The organism is Labilibaculum euxinicum, assembly GCF_009795715.1.
In the GTDB taxonomy this organism is placed as follows: Bacteria; Bacteroidota; Bacteroidia; order Bacteroidales; family Marinifilaceae; genus Labilibaculum; species Labilibaculum euxinus.
In genome coordinates this window covers 1-18424 of the sequence record NZ_WTCR01000003.1, presented here as the reverse complement: position 1 = coordinate 18424, position 18424 = coordinate 1, and the positions used below count along the sequence as shown (strand labels likewise).

Below are 18424 nucleotides of genomic sequence, written 5' to 3'. Positions count from 1 at the left end.
GCTGTTTGTTTAAAAACTGTAATTGTAACCCATACTAAGCGTGAACTCTGCATATTTTTTCTCTTCGTGCCTATTCATATAATTCATGCTGAGAGTAAAACTATGCTTCTTTACTGCATAAGAATTATTGCAGCGAATCACATAAATCCGATTTGCGAAATCACCGTTCTGATAAGATCTGTTCCAGGATCCGCTCACCGAACTTCTCAAATTCTTTTTAAACCTTTTGGACAAACTCAGTGTTGGCCCAAGAGTTAAGGCCTCACCCGATTCCATATCGTTGTAATTCCCATTTATTGAGGAGGACAAAGAAACTCCACTGTTTTTCCAACTAATACTATGCGTTATTCCGGTGCTGTAGAATTTATTTCCAGGCTTTTTATCCTGCCCTTCCTGTTTTTCCGAAGCCATTTGCACATTCAGATTAACATTTAAATTTTGTCTGGCATCTGCATTTTTCACATCACCCAAAACCTGCGACAGAGTAAGTGACATATTCTGAGAAACCTGGGTAAAATCGAGGGTATCATAAACCTGTTGCTGATTCACTTCGTTTATATCTTCGAAATCGGATCGGATATTCGTGAAAGAACTATAGTTTGAGTAGGATAAATTCAGATTCGTTTTGGCGCCTGTTTGTATTCCAACATTTACAGCTCCAACCACATTATTCATCCTTGATTTTTTCTCATTTTTCAAATCATTCCTTTGCAAACCGGCATTTGCAGAGATATTTAAGTGTCCTTTAAAAAACTGTTTGGCAGTTGCCACTGAAATATTCTCCATATCATTGGTAAAATAATAGGCTCCCAATGTTTGATACTCCGGATCAACCCTTTCGTACAACATCGACACAGAAAAATCCTGACTTTGATAGGATACATCAGTTTTTATTGCGGTATAAACAGAACTGGATGAGTTGGCATTCATAATGCCATTGGTAAGTACGAATACACCGGTATTCTTTTCACCTCTGTTTTTAAGTCTTTTATCCTGGGTCAGCATACTATTGGTATATTCAACACCAACAAATATTTTACTGAACAGATTTTTACGAACATTCACTCCCAATACCAGGTTTTCCATGGGTGTGATTTCGGTGTTGTCTGGAATGAGTTTTACTGAATTCTCATCATCCTTAGCCCCAAATGCAATAACACTCAAATCATCCCCCTTGTCTTTGTAATTTAGCTTTAAACCGTAACCCATCCTTTTGTAAGAGAACAATGTTTCCTTTTCCGTACCTACTGGTTCTTCCGCTTTCCGAAGCCTTCCAAACATAAGGCTGGCGCTTAGTTTTATTGGTGGAGTCAGCTCAAGCCCTACTCCTAAAAAACTATGTCCGCTTAAACTATAAGGCGAGAAACTCATGGCAGAATAACCCGCATGCAGCTTCACCCACTTGTAAGTTGGAGATATACCTATCTGGTTAAAACTAACTCCATGCGATAATTCTACATCCTGATTGGAATAAGTGAAATTTAAAGGAATTGACCACTGTTCAAACAGTGACAAATTCAAACTGCCCGTAGCATAAAACGTATGTGCGTCTCTGTTGCGCTTAACTCCTATTGCCGAATAATTAACATTATTGGCTGAGATACTACCCGAAACACCAATCTTTTTTGCATTGATTACCTGCTCAACATCCTGAGCACAAACAACAAGAAATGAACTTAACTGAATAAACAGGAAACACAAGATCCGGGCAAACATCCGGGTTCTCTGATCTCTATTTCTCCTCAAACTTATTATATCGTGAACCCCTTTATTCATTTCTTACCGATAAATAATAAATTTGATTCGTCTGTTCTTTAATCTTTCCTGACCATATGCATTGGCAACAACAGGATTGGAGTTTCCTTCCCCAAAATAATCCACTCTGTTTCCTGCAATTCCATGCTGCTCGAAATAATCGGAAATAATTTCAGCCCTATGAACAGATACTTCCAGATTCTTCGCATCATTTACCATCATATCGGTAAAAACATGTATATGAACAATTGAGTTTTTATGCTTTTGCATCCGTTCAATCAAAGAGTCAATAAACTTCTTCAAACTCTTATCTATAATTTTGTGCTGATCAACGGTTGAATAATCCCAGTACTCATCATCCCAAACAAACTCCTCCTTCTTTTTGCGTACAAGTCCACTTGCATTTCTTATCTTATCAGAGAAGCCGGATTTCTTTTCCCGACTAAAATTCTTATTCAACGAAAGCATCACTTCATTGCTTGTCATGTAATTAGAATTTATTTTTGAAGATGTAATGGTACGGCCAACTCTTATTGAATAAAAGGATTGCGAAAACTCTAAAGCAAGTGCGTAGACTTTGTCCACAACGTACCGGGGAATTAAAGCAATACTTCCTTCCTTAAAAAAACCTCCGTTGGAATTCTTCCAATAATATCTCATATCCAAACCAAGATTTAACCACTCATTCTCATCCTGAAATCTCAAATCACCATCTGCTAACAGACTTAATTCATTCCCTAATAAAAGATTGTACCCAAACTGAAGACCGTATTGATAAGAAAGCTTCTCTTTTTGATCGTTCCCTGAAGTGTAAACAGGTCTATTTAAATTGGCCAGTGAGGCACCAACAAAATAGTTAAGACTATTATTTCGATACATTTTTTCGAGTCGAATTCCGGAGTTCCATGAAGAATATCCATCCGATACATCCTGAAAATTTTCATTAATAGCTAAACTTGGCCTAAAACCTTCCCCTAAAACATACTGACTCCCCGTTGTAAAACCATTGTTGTCAAAAAAACGCTGAAGCACATTCCAGGAAATACCCAAACCTAAATTTAATTGATCCGACACTTTCAACTTATAGGCCAATGAAACGGCAAAACTCTCTTCCTTCAGCAAATCATCAGACGATAAATCATCAGACATAAACGACACCCCTACAGCGCCCAAATGGCCTCGTTTCTTATCATTTAAAACCGGCAAAACACCAGTAACCAGAGAGGTCGTAAAAGCAGAACCTGATTTAATTTTCTGAATACGATTGTAGAAACTTACTTTTGCGTACGGTAACCCGACAATAGCTGAAGGATTGTATTGCAATGGAGATTCTGTATAGTTAACTAAGGGTATTTTTTGAGCCTTGAGGTGAAATGACACGACAATAAAAACCAATAAAATTATTTTCCCTCTCATTCTGGATTACTGTTTTATCTAATTCTCTAGCTCAGGAAATTAACCTTAACAGGTTGAAATGGCCTAAAACTAATAAATTTTATATGTTACATTATTCGGCCAACAATAATAAACACTAATATGTTAATACACAATATTTTTTGTTAATATTTATTAAATAACACTCAATTTTATCAGCCTTAAAATAAATATTCTAATTAACAAGTAAATTAGATTTTTAATATTATTTTATGTTGACACAAGCGAAAAAAACACCTCTTCACAAGTTTCGTAAATAATACATTTCACAGCTCACCACGCAACAAAATAAATTGACACATAACTCTTAAAAATAAAGATATACTGGCATTGCAGAATCACCAAATATCATTTTACTCACTCTAAAAACCTTTTTAAAGTGAATATTTTAAACAGAAAAACCTCATTAAAATAAAACACAACTATGATTAATTTAAATACATTCTAACTTATGGAAGGGGATAATATCACAAAGTTCTTCTCCAATTTTATTTTATTTGTCTATATTCGAACATAATTTTCAAAACAAAATCATGAAATCAATTTTTAAGTTAATCACATGCAGTGTTATTGTATTATTTTTCTCAAACAGCTCATTTACACAGGAGTTAAACAGAAAAGGGATACAATCCTTCTTTAAGGATGTAATCTCAAATCCTGATTCATATCATAATACGCCAAGTGATTTTAGTACAAATAAGCTTGAAATCTTAAATGATTTAGAAGTATACAGAATTGATTCAATTGACGCAGTTCGAAAATACGCTTACCTTATTGCCAATAACCTAATTAAAAATGACACAAATTCTATCCTTAAACAGGATGTGGTTAATTTTCTGTTAAAAGGATTTAATGACTCAAACTCCGGCATCTGCGGTATTGTAAGCGATTTACTGAAAGATTACGCTAAAAAATGCTATGACAATAAGGCCCGAAACAAAATTCTGGAATTACTCTACCTACCCCCCCCTTACTATCATGAACTAATCAGATTAGCTGGATATGTTAATCCTGACTCTACTCTAAAAAGCATTACAGAACTGCTGTTATCTGGAATTATCAAAAGCAATGAACCATACTGGGCAGCCAAACTGGCACTGGCAAGAATTGGAGATCATGCAGCAATGGAATTCTGTATGAAACAGATTAAGATGATGGAGGTAAATGATGATTTAGTTTATGATTACGTTCCTGATCTTATCTACACACATCAGAGAGAAGCTTTTGATTTTTTAATCGGGTTATTAAACAGCAATGAAAAAAACTGTGAATCTTCCAATGCAGAATCGACAGAGATGATCGTATGCGGATACAGAATCATGGAGTATCTGGCTCCTGTAATAAAAGACTTTCCTCTTAAAATAAGTGATAGCGGAGATATAGACACGAATGATTATACCGAAGCTCTTCAAATATGCCGCGATTGGTTTTTACAACATTCTGACTACAAAATTATAAACGAAGAATACTAATTCTTCCCATTCCTGAATAGTAAAAAAATGAAAAAAATATTTTTAATCCCCATAGTTTGCCTTTGTTTTAATTTGTGTCTGGCTCAGTTTCAGGAGAAAGTTTTCACCAACATTCCCAATTTGAATAATAGTAAATGTGTTTTGGGCGACATCAATCACGATGGGCGCCAAGATTTAGTATTAATGGGCGAACAACCAGATAAATATGTAACCAGCATATATATCAATAACAATGATCACTTTTCTAAAATGATTGTTCCCGAATTAATACCTCTCAGCAATGGTTCTCTCTCCTTATTGGACTTTAACAATGACAACTACCTCGATTTATTTTATACCGGAATGGATACAGATGGTATTAAACACACTCTCCTGTTTAAAAATATCAACGGAAACTCATATGTAAAAATGGCAACATCATTCGAAAATGTCAACCTTAGCAGCCATACTTGGTTTGATTTTAACAATGATGGGTTTCTTGATCTGGTTTTGTCAGGTTTGAATGATAAAAATCAAATCATTACAAAAACATATATAAACAACAAAAATGAAAGCTTCTATTCACAAGAACACAATCTGGCAAGTATTTATTCAGGAAGTACAACATCAATTGATTACGACAAAGATGGATGGACAGATCTTCTAATCACAGGAAAATCGGAAGGCGCCCGCAGAATTTGTTATTTATATCGAAATGAAAAAGGCATTGCTTTCCATAAAGTAATAGAACTGGATGGTGTGACAGATGGAGATTCAAAATGGGGCGACATCAACAATGACGGATTCCCTGACCTTGTAATTGCTGGATATGATGGTGAAAACTATCAATCAAGAGTATACACAAACAATAAAGGAACTTTACAGTTTTCTCAAAACTTATCTGTTCCACTTGGTGGCTGCGATTTAGAATGGCTGGACTATGATGGTGATGAAGATTTAGATTTGATCAGCATAGGAGGAATTAACAATACAAGCCCAAAAACCGTGCTGTATACCAATGACAACGGTCTACTTTCTAATTCCAACATCGTATTTCCAAATGTTTTTGCAGGTTGCCTTGCCGCTACAGACTTTAATGGAGATGGTAAAGCTGATATATTCATTTCCGGCACGCAAATCCCAGAAGGTCCTAAATCTCTTTTCTATACTAATAATTTCAGTTTCTCATACGAAAAACCAGCCCCTCCAACCTTATTGAATTCAGTAACAAGTTATCCTAATGTATCTTTAAATTGGAACAAAGGCAGTGATGATACATCTGCCCCAAGCAGTCTTCAATACAGATTAAAACTTGGAACCACAGCCGACAGATCTGAATTCTACCCTTTTTATAGTAATCTAACTACAGGCGAAAATTTATTGACTTCACAAAATGAACTGTCAGGCACAACTATCGAGTTGACGAATCTCTCTGAAGGCAAATATTATTGGGCTTTACAGAGTGTTGACATTGCCGGCAATATTTCTGAATTATCTGATTCACATACATTTTTCATTAATGCCCCAATAAGTTTAGGGGAAGATCTAAAAGTTTGCCCCGGAGAACAAATTCAACTATCAATTCCTGATGGCAATTACACCGCAAACTGGTATTCAAAAAGTAAAGGTGAAATTGCAAGCAATACGAACAAAATTTCTCTGTCAATTACCACTAATGATACCGTTTGGGTTAAATTGAACAAAAATTACGGAGGTGTTGTATACGACACAATTAATATTTTTTATCATGAAAACCCGATAATTGAATTAAATAATGAAACATACTCATGTTACGGTGAAAGTATAAGCTTACATCCCATAACAAATGGCACTATCCGGACATGGAAAACATTCCAAAACAAAATACTCAGTAATAATCTGAACTACAATGTACTTACTACCGAAAAAGACTCCTTGATTTTTGAAGTACAATCAGAATACGGTTGTGTTGCAAAAGATACAAGTTTTATATTTGTACACGAACTTCCTGTAATTGATTTAAAAGACAATTATTTTGCTTGTAAAAACCAACAAATCACAATTCAAACAAGTGACTACTATAAAACAGAATGGTTGAATCAAAATAAAAACTTACTATTTGAAAATACCAATAAATTCACTTATAAAGTCGACAAAGAATATGAATTTTATTTAAAAGTGGAAAACAAAGAGGGATGTTCATCAGAACAGAAATTTACACTCCATCCTTACTCTCTTCCATCAGCTTACGCTGGAAAAGACACCCTAATTTGCGAAGGTTCTGAAATTGAACTTGGACCGGATGTAATGGCCGAAGGTGGAAGATCACCATACAGATACATCTGGACTTCATCAAACAACAATTTCGTTTCCGAAGAAATGCACCCAAAGTTTAAGGCGCTTCAATCTACTGAATTTGCATTAAAAATTACTGACTCAAATGGCTGTGAAAATCGAGATACTACTGAATACAATATAAATCCGATTAGCAACATAGATGCAGGATTAGACAAATCGATCTGTGTTGGAGAATCATTAGAACTTGGCGGCAATCCTACAGCTCAAAATAGTCTTAGGGAGTATAAATATTTATGGATTCCTTCAACAGGACTTAACAATCCTAACATTGCCAACCCAACAGCAACGCCTTTGACAAGTACAGAATATCAATTAGTTGTTTCCACACACAATTGCGAAAACTTAACAGATAAGATAAAAGTCAACGTGCATCAAACACCAATCATCACAATAAAACCCGACACTATTGTGGGGGCTAAACAAGAATTCAAGCTTTGGGCAAAAGGTGCAAACACTTATGAATGGACTCCGGAATTACCATTAGATGACCCTTCAAGCAATTCTCCAATAGCCAGCATTCCAGAAAATACAATATTCTCAGTAATTGGCTATTCTGAATTTGGCTGTCAGTCAGACCAGAAAAATATTAGCGTTCATGTAAACAACGAAATTTTCATCCCAACTTTATTCTCACCAAATAAAGATGGTAACAATGACAGATTCCTTGTGTACGGCACAGGGCTATCGAAATTAACAATTAGAATCTACAACAACTGGGGAAAAGTTGTTTATAGCAGCAATAACAATTCCGAAATTCAGAAAACAGGTTGGGACGGAAAAAACAACGGTAAAAATGTACCTGAAGGCAATTACATATGGGAATTGGAAGGAAGCTATTCTGATGGCCGATACTTGAAAAAAACCGGTACAATCTACTTAATGAGATAAAACTCAGGCACTAAGATATTATTTTCTTTCATCTCAAATATTTTAGGTGAACGCAACTTTTTAGAACGGTCAAAACACCGTTACCAGAGCATTTTCAAATATTAGTTCTACTCCCTTTCTCTCTCCGCAACAAAAGAGAGTTTCATTCATTTGAGACTCTCTTTTTTTATGCGCAAATTTTCGAATTGATGAGAATCACCTATCTATTATCAAAATCACCGCAGAAAGTTTGCATGCTGTCCCTTCTGCGATATTTAATACATTACTGTTCTACATGTACTTCTAAAGTACCCTCCTGTAAACCATCCGACACAGCAGTTACTTTAATATTACCCGATACGTCTCCTGCTTTCAGTAAAACAGTTGCTATTCCGGCCTCGGCATCAACAGGATTTGCTCCAATAATCTCTGCTCCTCCATCAATCATAAATTGGATACTATTTTCGGCCAAAGGAAGTATGTTCCCTTCTTTATCGGCAACCGCAGCATATGCAAACACAAGATCGTTGCACCCGCTTGCTAATTTTTTACCACTCTCATCAATCCATAATTTCAAAGCCACAGCTTCGCCCGGGGTTTTCTGAACTGCTTGAGATACCACTTTGCCATTCACATATCCTTTTGCCATCAGTTCGCCTGGTGTAAATGAGGTTAACTGAAATGAAAACGGAGGATGCGCTAAATGAGTACTGTTTTTATCCTGATCAGGCTTTTGCTTTCCTGCACTTTTGCCATTTACCAACAGCTCCACTTCTTCGCAATTGCTGTAAACCTTCACATTTAAAAAGGATGGATCATTGTAATAATTGGCAATAGCCACTATTGGTTCGGCAAATTGTTTCAATTTTGATTCTCCGATATTTGTCTGACTTTTGTAAAAATAATAGGCGAATTTAGGCAGACGGAAAATATCCATGATTCCAGAAGATTCCAGATCCGGCGCATAGCCACGGTTGTAATCGAACATCAGCCAGTTGGCATCACCTATCGCTTTTCCCTGAAGATTACTGTTATGAGCCTCCTGATAATTCAAGGCTTGCTGCGCCAATCGTTTTTGACCAAAACCTCTTAACTGTCTGGAGTTGCGCTCCTCATCAGACAAATCCTGAAAGGCTTTTTGATTGAAACCGGCATTTTGAGCATAGTATTCCCAATCACCATACTCCGCAATAAAAAACGGTTTATCCTTTTCATACTTATTCCAGTAATATGGAGGCTTAGCGTGTTGACGTGCAGGATTAAAAACATCGTAAGCAAAATCTTTCCAACCGCAAGTATAAACATCAGTTCCCGGAAATTCTTCATGAACTGCTTCGTGCGACTTCTCCATAAAATCCTGACTCATTGCCGATTCATTCAAAGAAGATTCCCACATTATAACGGAAGGATGATTCCGATCAACCCGAACCATTTTACGTACGTCCTGAATTGCATTTTTCTGAAACTCCTCATTCCCGAAAAACTGCCAGCCGGGAATGGCATCCATTACCAATATTCCCAATTCGTCGCAGGCATTTAAAAATGCCTGACTTTGCGGATAATGCGACAAGCGGACAAAATTGAAACCTACCATCTTAATTTTCCAGGCATCTCTGTAATTGGCATTGTCTGAAATAGCATATCCCACATATGGATATTCCTGATGACGATTGGTTCCTCTCAAGTACAAAGGATTTCCATTTATTGTAAAACCCTCTTGTGCAGTGATGCTAAATGTTCTGATTCCTATTTTTACATCTTTGGTCTCCAACTCCTCTCCTTTCAACAATACTTTAATTCTGAGAGTATAAAGAGACGGAGAATCAGGCGACCAAAGTTTTGGTTGCTTAACTTCTATATCCGTGTTTACTTTTGCTGTAGAATTGGCTTTTAGTGCTTGTTTTTGAGAAGAGCTCCCAACTACTGCTTTAGTCTCATCAATTAATTCCAATTGAATTTCCACTTCTTTTTCAGTGGCTAAATCGTTTTTCATATCCACCTGAGCATGAACCTTAGCCGACTCTTCACTAACATTACTATAAGTTACAAATACACCTCCTGCAGCAATGTGATTCACCTCCATTTCGTTCGATATGTGTAAAGGATCTTTGACATCCAACCAAACATTGCGGTAAATTCCACTATAGGTATTGAAATCGAGTACTTTTAATGATTTCCCTGGTGGAACAACAGGATTGTCTTCATTATTCAGTTTTACAAGAAGACAATTATCAACTCCAAACTCAACACTTTTTGTAATATCCACATAAAAAGGAAGGTAACCTCCCAAATTGGTATAAAGCAGCTTACCATTCAGAAATACCTCTGCAACCCGCATAGCTCCTTCAAAATACAATCCCAAATGCTTCCCGGATAAATCTTTGGGAAGAGAAAAATATTTGCGGTAAAAACAGGTTCCCTGCCACTGATCGCCTTTAATCACCAAAGGTTCAATATTTGCAGTATGAGGCAAAGAAACTTTTTCCCATGAAACATCCTTGTCTTTACGATTCATCAATTCATCAACTGATTTGTTTACATCTTTAACAAACTCCCATCCCTTATTAAAAGAGTTTCTTCCTTTCACATACTCTCTCTTGTGTGTCTGTGCACACGACAAAAATCCCACACAGAGAACAAATACAAAAACTATTTTCAATCTAAATCTCATCATTATCTTCTAATCTTATCAAATATTGTTAGTTAGTTTATTAGTAATCCGGATTTATCCGTTGAAATGATCAGCTCAAAAATGAACCTTAGTTCCACGCATTTATACCGCAAACTAAAAGCCATTACCAATCAACCAAAGACATCCTAAAAAACCACAGGCTTAAAAAAGTGGTTCAAATGATCAAAAACAAGAAAGGTAACATTACCGAAATAATAAACAGTGTTGGATTCAACAGCCTTTCCAGCTTTTCAAAAAGCTTTAAAAGTATTTTTGACATTTCACCCAGCAAAGATCGGAAATTGGACTAAACCACACAAACCATCTTCTATTTACAACCTGTATTAAAAATAACAGCCTGAACCCAGGGAAGTGACTTCCTTCCTGATTTTTTTAATAAATGTTCCAACCAAAGGTTTTAATAAAAGTCATTCTAAAACCAGATAATTTTTAAAGTGGTGAAGAAATTATTCGAACATGTTCATTTGAATCATCCAGTTGCAAAAGAGTATGAAACAATTCCCTTGACTAAAGCCTATTCATTCGATCCAATCCCCGAAGGTCTGGATCCAAAATATGATTCCAAAATTCCAGGACTGGGATGTCAGATGTGGAGTGAATGGATTCCAACAGTTCAGAAAATGAATTTACAGATATTTCCAAGACTGGCTGCATATGCCGAAGTTGGCTGGACAATCAAAGAAGAAAAGGATTACTCTAAGTTTTTAGGTTCATTATCAAAATTAGAAAAAAGATGGGATCTACTTGAAATAAACTACCATAAGGATTAATTAGCGGCATTTATGCAATGATCTTGATTGGGAAAAATGATTGATCGCAAATGATGAAGCACTATTGAAAAAAAGAACAAGAGTTCTTCGGAGAAATTACACTAAAATCAATAACTCCATAAGATGTTAATTGTATTATTCTAATCTAGAAAGAGAGTTTCATTCATTTGAGACTCTCTTTTTTTGAACCTATTTTAAGATATTGAAAAAGGGATAAGAAGAAACCATTTGGGATTCTTAACGGTACTCATAACGAAAACAAAAAAGAGAGGCATAATCCCTCTCTCCTGCTCATCCAACAAAACCTCATTATTTAGAGATAACCTTTATTTCCACCCTTCTATTTTTCACTCTGTTTTCTTCGGATGTATTTTCAAAAAGGGGCTCATTTAAACCCCTGCTTTCTATTTCCATTTGAAAAGGAGGAACACCCAACTCAATTAATTTAGACTTTACATATTCTGCTCTTCTTAAACCAACTATCATATTTGTTTCATAATCTGCGATATTACATGTGTGTCCAATTATTTGCAACTGTATTTCCTGATTTTCTTTCAAGAGATTACTCAAGATCTGGAAATTACTATCTTGCTCTTTTATAAGTTCTATTGAATTAAAACTAAACTCCAGATTCATAGAGTCTGATATTTGTCTTGCCTTTTCAATTGGTGTTTCTTCTTTATTAACTGAGGTTTTAATTTCTGATTTTGCTGGTTCAATATCTAATTCTTCTTTTACCGAATCAGCGGGCAGTAACGAACCGGAATGTTCTGTTGTTTGTACCTCGTTCATTGATCCTGTTTTTGCTGATTCAATACCTAATTCTTCTTTTACCGAACCTGCCGGGAGCAACGAACCAGAATATTCTGCTGTTTGTACCTCGTTCATTGATCCTGTTTTCTTGCTAATTCTGCGCCTTACCTTATTTATTCGGAAACGGACTCCAACTTTAAGTCCAAATGCCAACAGATTAACCTTAGAAACCTGATCTGATGCTAAGATCCCATTGTAAACCCCGTCTGGCTGATAAACTATTTTTTTCTCAGGGCTTATTAAATTATTAAAACCATAGTTACAATAACATCCTGCATACACATCTATTTTCTCAGATACTTGATAAAACCCATCCAATTCTGCAATCGCAGAATAAGATGGATTTAAAGATATGTCGCCTTTGTATTTAGTTGTAATCGAACCTAAACCATGTTGCGGTAAATCGTATAACTCTACATTCCACTGACTGTAATAGGCAGTGGTTACCATTTCACCTCCTGTTGTTTCATAAGTGGCCTGTGCAGGAATAGATATTTGAGCCCCTAACCCAGCTAAAATCCCAAATTTTTTCCCTAACATCTTTTGATACTGTAAGGATAACGGAATGTCAACAAAAAAGACATCTTGTTTTTCCTGCCAGTTATCAAACCTGTTACGAAACTCATACGAATCGCCATCAGAATCAATTTCACTGGTACTCGACTGATAATTTAAGATTGCCTCAGTTCGACACTTCTGCATTCCAATACCTGTCTGCACTCCCCAATGTGAATTTAAAAAATAGCTGTAAGACAGATGGAAGCCATATCCAAACTGTCTTTTTGCTTTGCCATTTTGAAGAGAATATTGCATGCTATGCAGTCCACTACTCATATCAAGTGATAAAAACTGATCTGCTTTCTGGGCTTTAACTGATCCAAAAACAAAGAGGGAAAATCCAATTAGAACCTGTATTTTATATTTTTTCATTGATTGATTTCTTGAGTTTTCACGAATACTGTTGATTGTAATTTTTTTCTAATTATAAAATACACCTGTTATTTTTGAATAAGAATTTTAAATGAATACTTAGATCCCGTCTCAGTAGTGACATTTCCAACATAAACTCCATTTTTCAATTGAAGCAGTAATACATTTTCTTTTATCACATCTTCAGTATAAAATACTTTGGCTCCAAACGAATTGAATATTGACAATTGACTTCCCAGTAATTCGTCTTCTTCAAAACCATTCATACGAACAGTACATTTACCATTACTACTTATCGGATTAGGATAAACACTAATTGATTTATTTAATGGAATATTGAATTCCTTTGAGCAAGTTGTCAAATGCTGTCCGTCAATAGTTATTAAATCCAAAGAATACGAACCAACCAGACCATCAGGATCATTATAGAATTGATTAACAGCACCCGGAATCGCAACTCCATCTTTATACCATTGATAAGCTGCAAATCGTTCACTGCTGTTGTCGCACAGTACCACATCATCATACTTCGAAATAATATATTCTGCTGATACATTTACGATAAACTGAAATTTATACATCACAGACTCTACCCCAAAGTTATTTCTCAATTGCAGATTCCCTTCATACAAACCATCTGGAACCCCAACAGGCACTGAAAATCGAAACACTCTTGAATCCGATAAAATATCAGTATAATCTATATCATGAAATCCTGCAGTACTCGCTGATTCTTCGAATGTGATTTTATATTGACTTGGATTTCCAATTAAACCGGTATATGCGAGTTCAACCTCAGTATCATCACAAAGACTCAATGGATTATCAACATCATTTACTAGATCTAAAGTGATTTCAGTTGATTCGGAATCATCAATTACGCCATCACCGTTGGTATCTCCAGCTATTTCCGGATCAGTGATAACACCATCTCCGTCAGTGTCTCCGGCTATTTCCGGATCAGTAATCACACCGTCTCCATCAGTGTCTCCGGCTATTTCCGGATCAGTAATCACACCGTCTCCATCAGTGTCTCCGGCTATTTCCGGATCAGTAATTACACCATCTCCATCGGTATCTCCGGCTATCTCCGGATCAGTAATCACACCATCTCCATCAGTGTCTCCGGCTATTTCCGGATCAGTAATTACACCATCTCCATCGGTGTCTCCGGCTATTTCCGGATCAGTAATCACACCGTCTCCATCAGTGTCTCCGGCTATTTCCGGATCAGTAATTACACCATCTCCATCGGTATCTCCTGCTATCTCCGGATCAGTAATCACACCATCTCCATCGGTATCTCCTGCTATCTCCGGATCAGTGATAATACCATCTCCATCGGTGTCTCCGGCTATTTCCGGATCAGAGATAACACCATCTCCGTCAGTGTCTCCGGCTATTTCCGGATCAGTAATCACACCATCTCCATCGGTGTCTCCGGCTATTTCCGGATCAGTAATCACACCATTGCCGTCAGTGTCTCCGGCTATTTCCGGATCAGAGATAACACCATCTCCGGCAATGTCTCCGGCTATTTCCGGATCAGTGATAATACCATCTCCATCGGTGTCTCCGGCAAGTTCAGAATCATCAATTGTTCCATTGCCGTCAGTGTCTCCGGCTATTTCCGGATCAGAGATAACACCATCTCCGTCAATGTCTCCGGCTATTTCCGGATCAGTGATAACACCATCTCCATCAGTGTCTCCGGCTATTTCCGGATCAGTAATTACACCATCTCCGTCAGTGTCTCCGGCTATTTCCGGATCAGTAATCACACCGTCTCCATCAGTGTCTCCTGCTATCTCCGGATCAGTAATCACACCATCTCCGTCAATGTCTCCGGCTATTTCCGGATCAGTGATAACACCATCTCCATCGGTATCTCCGGCAAGTTCAGAATCATCAATTGTTCCATTGCCGTCAGTGTCTCCGGCTATTTCCGGATCAGTAATCACGCCATCTCCGTCAGTATCTCCGGCAATATATTTATTAACTGTTAATATTTGACTAACCTGAATTGCAGGATTGAAATTACTGTTACCTGCCTGATTCGCGTTAATCATACATGTACCTACTCCAATAATGTTTACAATTTCGCCATTAACTCCCGAACATACAGCAACATTTTGATCTGAACTAATAAACACAACTGGGTTACCAGAAATACCTCCTGTTGCAGAAATTGTAAATGGTGCATCACCGTAAACTTTTGTTCCCAAAGGATTGAAAATTATGATTTGGGATGCAATGGTAATATCCAATGAACCATCAGCAAATGTAATGGCATAATTGGATGAAGTCAATCCACCTGGAGTGATGACATATCCTGTTCCAACATTGATCGCTGTGCTTGCAGTACCCGTGAATGCCAGTGTGCCTGATAAATCAGTTTCATCTTCTCCACTTATAAATCCAGCGTAAGTAACAGTAAAACCAGTAAATACGGCTCCATCGTACTCTTTGGTTTTGTTTTCGGCTGTAACGGTCAAGGATTTTTGCGTGATACTAAAGTCTTTACTCACGAAAGTTAAATCGTAGTTCGATCCGGCACTCAGTGTTCCGATTGTAATAGCATAACTTCCTACATCTTCTCCTGTTGCTCTTGAAAGTACCCCGCTAAATGAGTCACCGCTTTCCAATGCTGAAGATGCCGTGTAAGTAAATGTCGGATCTGCATCTCCGTAAACTTTTGTCTGACCGGCATCAGCGGTTACAGTTATTTGTTTCTGTGTAACTGCAAAGTCTTTACTCACGAAAGTTAAATCGTAGTTCGATCCGGCACTCAGTGTTCCCTGTAAAATGGCATAAGAACCTACAGATTCTCCACTTGTTCTTGATAGTACTCCGGTGAAAGAATCGCCACTTTCCAATGTTGCTGACGTAGTGTAAGTAAATGCCGGATCTGCATCTCCGTAAACTTTAGTCTGACCTGCATCAGCTGTTACCGTTATTGCTTTTTGGGTGATACTAAAGTCTTTACTCACAAAAGTTAAATCATAGTTCGATCCGGCACTCAGTGTTCCCTGTAAAATGGCGTAGGAACCTACAGATTCTCCGCTTGTTCTTGATAGTACTCCACTAAATGAGTCACCGCTTTCCAATGCTGAAGATGCCGTGTAAGTAAATGTTGGATCTGCATCTCCGTAAACTTTAGTCTGACCTGCATCAGCGGTTACAGTTATTGCTTTTTGGGTTATATCCAATGAACCATCTACAAATATAATGTGATAATTGAATGAAGTCAATCCACCCGGAGTGATGACATACCCTGTTCCAACATTGATCGCTGTGCTTGCAGTACCCGTGAATGTCAGTGTTCCTGATAAATCAGTTTCATCCTCACCTATTCTAAATCCAGCATAAGTAACAGTAAATCCGCTGTATACTGCTCCATCGTACTCTTTGCTTTTGTCTTCGGCTGTAATGGTCAAAACTTTTAGAGTAATGTCCAATGAACCATCAGCAAATGTAATGGCATAATTGGATGAAGTCAATCCACCTGGAGTGATGACATACCCTGTTCCAACATTGGTAGCAGTTGTAGCAGATCCACTATAAACAAGTGTTCCTGATAAATCAGTTTCATCTTCGCCTGTTATAAATCCAGAGTAAGTAACAGTAAAACCAGTAAATACGGCTCCATCGTACTCTTTGGTTTTGTTTTCGGCTGTAACGGTCAAGGATTTTTGCGTGATGCTAAAGTCTTTACTCACGAAAGTTAAATCGTAGTTCGATCCGGCACTCAGTGTTCCGATTGTAATAGCATAACTTCCTACATCTTCTCCTGTTGCTCTTGAAAGTGCTCCGGTGAAAGAATCGCCACTTTCCAATGTTGCTGACGTAGTGTAAGTGAAAGTCGGATCTGCATCTCCGTAAACTTTTGTCTGACCGGCATCAACTGTTACCGTTATTGCTTTTTGAGTGATGCTAAAAGCTTTACTCACAAAAGTTAAATCGTAGTTCGATCCGGCACTCAGTGTTCCCTGCAAAATGGCATAAGAACCTACAGATTCTCCACTTGTTCTTGATAGTACTCCGGTGAAAGAATCGCCACTTTCCAATGCTGCTGACGTAGTGTAAGTGAAAGTCGGATCTGCATCTCCGTAAACTTTTGTCTGACTGGCATCTGCTGTTATGGTTATTTGTTTCTGTGTAACTGCAAAGTCTTTACTCACGAAAGTTAAATCGTAGTTCGATCCGGCACTCAGTGTTCCCTGTAAAATGGCGTAGGAACCTACAGATTCTCCGCTTGTTCTTGATAGTACTCCGCTAAATGAGTCACCGCTTTCCAATGTTGCTGACGTAGTGTAAGTGAAAGTCGGATCTGCATCTCCGTAAACTTTTGTCTGACCGGCATCTGCTGTTATGGTTATTTGTTTCTGTGTAACTGCAAAGTCTTTACTCACGAAAGTTAAATCGTAGTTCGATCCGGCACTCAGTGTTCCCTGCAAAATGGCATAAGAACCTACAGATTCTCCACTTGTTCTTGAAAGTACCCCGCTAAATGAATCACCGATTTCCAATGTTGCTGACGTAGTGTAAGTGAAAGTCGGATCTGCATCTCCGTAAACTTTTGTCTGACCGGCATCAACTGTTACCGTTATTTCTTTTTGAGTGATGCTAAAAGCTTTACTCACAAAAGTTAAATCGTAGTTCGATCCGGCACTCAGTGTTCCGATTGTAATAGCATAACTTCCTACATCTTCTCCTGTTGCTCTTGAAAGTGCTCCGGTGAAAGAATCGCCACTTTCCAATGTTGCTGACGTAGTGTAAGTAAATGTCGGATCTGCACCTCCGTAAACTTTTGTCTGACCGACATCTGCTGTTACCGTTATTTGTTTCTGTGTAACTGCAAAGTCTTTACTCACGAAAGTTAAATCGTAGTTCGATCCGGCACTCAGTGTTCCCTGCAAAATGGCATAAGAACCTACAGATTCTCCACTTGTTCTTGAAAGTACCCCGCTAAATGAATCACCGATTTCCAATGTTGCTGACGTAGTGTAAGTAAATGTTGGATCTGCACCTCCGTAAACTTTTGTCTGACCTGCATCTGCTGTTATGGTTATTTGTTTCTGTGTAACTGCAAAGTCTTTACTCACGAAAGTTAAATCGTAGTTCGATCCGGCACTCAGTGTTCCGATTGTAATAGCATAACTTCCTACATCTTCTCCTGTTGCTCTTGAAAGTGCTCCGGTGAAAGAATCGCCACTTTCCAATGCTGAAGATGTCGTGTAAGTAAATGTTGGATCTGCACCTCCGTAAACTTTTGTCTGACCTGCATCAGCTGTTACCGTTATTTCTTTTTGAGTGATGCTAAAGTCTTTACTCACGAAAGTTAAATCGTAGTTCGATCCGGCACTCAGTGTTCC

General features: G+C 37.6%; 9 protein-coding genes. 4 read left to right on the top strand and 5 right to left on the bottom strand.

Going from position 1 to position 18424, the window contains the following annotated elements; translation table 11 throughout:
* Nucleotides 1–9 precede the first annotated feature (9 nt).
* Complete coding sequence (locus GQR60_RS04185; RefSeq protein WP_124991741.1) at nt 10–1776, bottom strand: fimbria/pilus outer membrane usher protein; 1767 nt, start codon at nt 1774–1776, stop codon at nt 10–12.
* 3 nt (nt 1777–1779) lie between these two features.
* Nucleotides 1780–3171 (bottom strand): PorP/SprF family type IX secretion system membrane protein, encoded by a 1392-nt coding sequence (locus GQR60_RS04180; protein WP_124991740.1) that lies wholly within the window; start codon nt 3169–3171, stop codon nt 1780–1782.
* A gap of 551 nt (nt 3172–3722) precedes the next feature.
* On the opposite strand from GQR60_RS04180, the gene GQR60_RS04175 reads away from it, so the two are divergent.
* Both GQR60_RS04175 and GQR60_RS04170 read left to right on the top strand, forming a co-directional pair.
* On the top strand, nt 3723–4661 hold the full coding sequence (locus tag GQR60_RS04175) for a hypothetical protein (RefSeq protein WP_124991739.1): 939 nt from the start codon (nt 3723–3725) through the stop codon (nt 4659–4661).
* Nucleotides 4662–4688: 27 nt separating this feature from the next.
* Nucleotides 4689–7865, top strand: coding sequence for an FG-GAP-like repeat-containing protein (locus tag GQR60_RS04170; RefSeq protein ID WP_124991738.1), 3177 nt, complete (start codon nt 4689–4691; stop codon nt 7863–7865).
* A 262-nt stretch (nt 7866–8127) separates the two neighbouring features.
* Here GQR60_RS04170 and GQR60_RS04165 read toward each other — a convergent pair whose 3' ends face one another.
* Nucleotides 8128–10518, bottom strand: coding sequence for a glycoside hydrolase family 2 protein (locus tag GQR60_RS04165; RefSeq protein WP_225441330.1), 2391 nt, complete (start codon nt 10516–10518; stop codon nt 8128–8130).
* A gap of 176 nt (nt 10519–10694) precedes the next feature.
* Between GQR60_RS04165 and GQR60_RS20345 the strand changes: the two genes are divergently transcribed.
* The gene (locus tag GQR60_RS20345) at nt 10695–10826 is read left to right on the top strand and encodes a helix-turn-helix domain-containing protein (protein ID WP_225441329.1); all 132 of its coding nucleotides are present in this window, start codon (nt 10695–10697) and stop codon (nt 10824–10826) included.
* 147 nt (nt 10827–10973) lie between these two features.
* On the top strand, nt 10974–11306 hold the full coding sequence (locus tag GQR60_RS04155) for a family 20 glycosylhydrolase (protein WP_306598757.1): 333 nt from the start codon (nt 10974–10976) through the stop codon (nt 11304–11306).
* A 309-nt stretch (nt 11307–11615) separates the two neighbouring features.
* Here the strand turns inward: GQR60_RS04155 and GQR60_RS04150 are convergent, their stop codons facing one another.
* Nucleotides 11616–13049, bottom strand: coding sequence for an OmpA family protein (locus GQR60_RS04150; protein WP_124991736.1), 1434 nt, complete (start codon nt 13047–13049; stop codon nt 11616–11618).
* Nucleotides 13050–13117: 68 nt separating this feature from the next.
* Nucleotides 13118–18424, bottom strand: a 5307-nt coding sequence (locus GQR60_RS04145; protein ID WP_124991735.1) for an MBG domain-containing protein, incomplete at its 5' end; no start/stop codon positions are given.